At 42.9% G+C, this 1,678-nt stretch carries 2 protein-coding genes; both read left to right on the top strand.

The genetic code is table 11. From position 1 onward, the window contains the following. A partial coding sequence (locus ACFVSH_RS26340; protein ID WP_483878316.1) for a family 4 glycosyl hydrolase occupies nucleotides 1-825 on the top strand: 825 nt, incomplete at its 5' end. Further along, the gene (chbG, locus tag ACFVSH_RS26335) at nucleotides 822-1,553 is read left to right on the top strand and encodes a chitin disaccharide deacetylase (protein WP_387708759.1); all 732 of its coding nucleotides are present in this window, start codon (nucleotides 822-824) and stop codon (nucleotides 1,551-1,553) included. The genes ACFVSH_RS26340 and chbG, both read left to right, overlap by 4 nt. The last annotated feature ends 125 nt before the right edge of the window (nucleotides 1,554-1,678 follow it).

Here is a 1,678-nt window from a genome sequence, read left to right as displayed (position 1 = left end):
GTGCGGATTGGTATGGAACGAGGTGTTGCGGATTTAATGGATGTAGAGCCATCAAGAGTCCGGATCGACTTTGCTGGCTTGAACCATATGGTTTACGGCTTGGATGTATTCGTTGATGGCGAGAGTGTCAAAGATCAAATCATCCATTTGATTACAGATCCATCTAATGCTGTCACGATGAAGAATATCCATGCAATGGGCTGGGAACCGGAATTCCTAAGAGCGTTAAACCTGTTTCCGTGTCCATACCACAACTACTATTATAAAACGGGAGATGTACTAGCCCAGGAATTGAAGGATGCAGAAAAAGGGGAAACACGTGCAGAGGTCGTTCAAAGACTTGAAACAGGTTTATTTGAGCTATACAAAGACAAGGATCTGGCCATCAAGCCGCCGCAGCTTGAAGAGCGCGGAGGTGCGTACTACAGTGATGCTGCTGTGCGGTTGATTTGCTCGATGCATACCGATAAGCGAGATATTCAAGCGGTAAATACCGTAAACCATGGTGCGATTGAAGGCATCCCCTATGGCTCGGCGATTGAAACCAGTTGCGTGATAACCAAGGATGGTCCTAAGCCTATCAATGTAGGTGAGCTTCCTGTCGCAGTCCGCGGTTTAATTCAGCAAATCAAATCCTTTGAAAGGGTAGCCATCGAAGCCGCAATTACAGGCGACTATGATACTGCATTGCTTGCCATGACGATCAATCCACTCGTTCCAAGTGATCGGGTTGCAAAACTTATCTTAGACGAAATGCTGGAGGCGCATAAAGAGTATTTGCCGCAGTTTTTTGAAAAAAAGGAGTTGCACGATAATTTATCATGATTGAAGTCCTTGTAAATGCAGATGATTTCGGGTTAACTAAAGCGGTGAATTATGGGATTTTGGATAGCCACAAATATGGGATTGTCAATTCGGCGACGATCATGATGAATGCGAAAGCAACTGAGCATGCGATTGAAATCGCAAAGAAGACCCCTTCGTTGAAAGTAGGTATACACTTAGTGCTGACATGGGGTAAACCTTTATTGAGTGATGTTCCGAGTTTAGTTGATGAATCAGGTTTTTTTAAAAAGCAAGCGTTGATATATGGGGATCCTGCCGGTATTTCCTTGAGGGAATTGGAGAGGGAGTGGTCAGCACAAATCGAAAGATTCTTGGAATTTGGCTTATTTCCGACTCATTTCGACAGCCATCATCATGTACACGGGATCACAGCATTTCTACCTGTAATAAAAAAGCTGTCTGATAAATACGGATTGCCAGTGCGTAATGCCGGAAGGCACCTGGCTGGGATTCAAACCGTTACAGATGTATTCCTGGATGATTTTTATGGAGATATGGTGGTTGAAGATTATTTTCAAAACTTGAAGGGAAGGGTACCGGATGGGGCGAGCGTGGAGATAATGACCCATCCTGCTTATATGGATGAAGAATTGATGGAAGTCTCCTCTTATAATGATAAACGCTTGAAAGAAACCCGGATTTTGACACATGCAAAATTACCTGAGGGATTTTCCCTTAGATTCAGCATCAACCAAGTTAAGATTTGATCATTACAAAAGAGGACCATTCATCAAATGATGAATGGTCCTTTTAAATTCAATGAGTGCTATATCTAAAAATTAATAAGCCAAGCTGAATAGGGCTTTGATGTGTGATAGATAGCGAACATTAC

It is taken from the genome of Peribacillus sp. NPDC058002 (assembly GCF_042886655.1).
Classification (GTDB): Bacteria; Bacillota; Bacilli; order Bacillales; family DSM-1321; genus Peribacillus; species Peribacillus aracenensis.
The sequence above is the reverse complement of the archived record's forward strand: the minus strand, read 5'-3'. Positions and strand labels throughout refer to the sequence as shown.

Excerpts from the sequence above, each read along its gene's own strand:
- chbG (WP_387708759.1), top strand. The coding sequence starts at position 822 with ATGATTGAAGTCCTTGTAAATGCAGATGATTTCGGGTTAACTAAAGCG.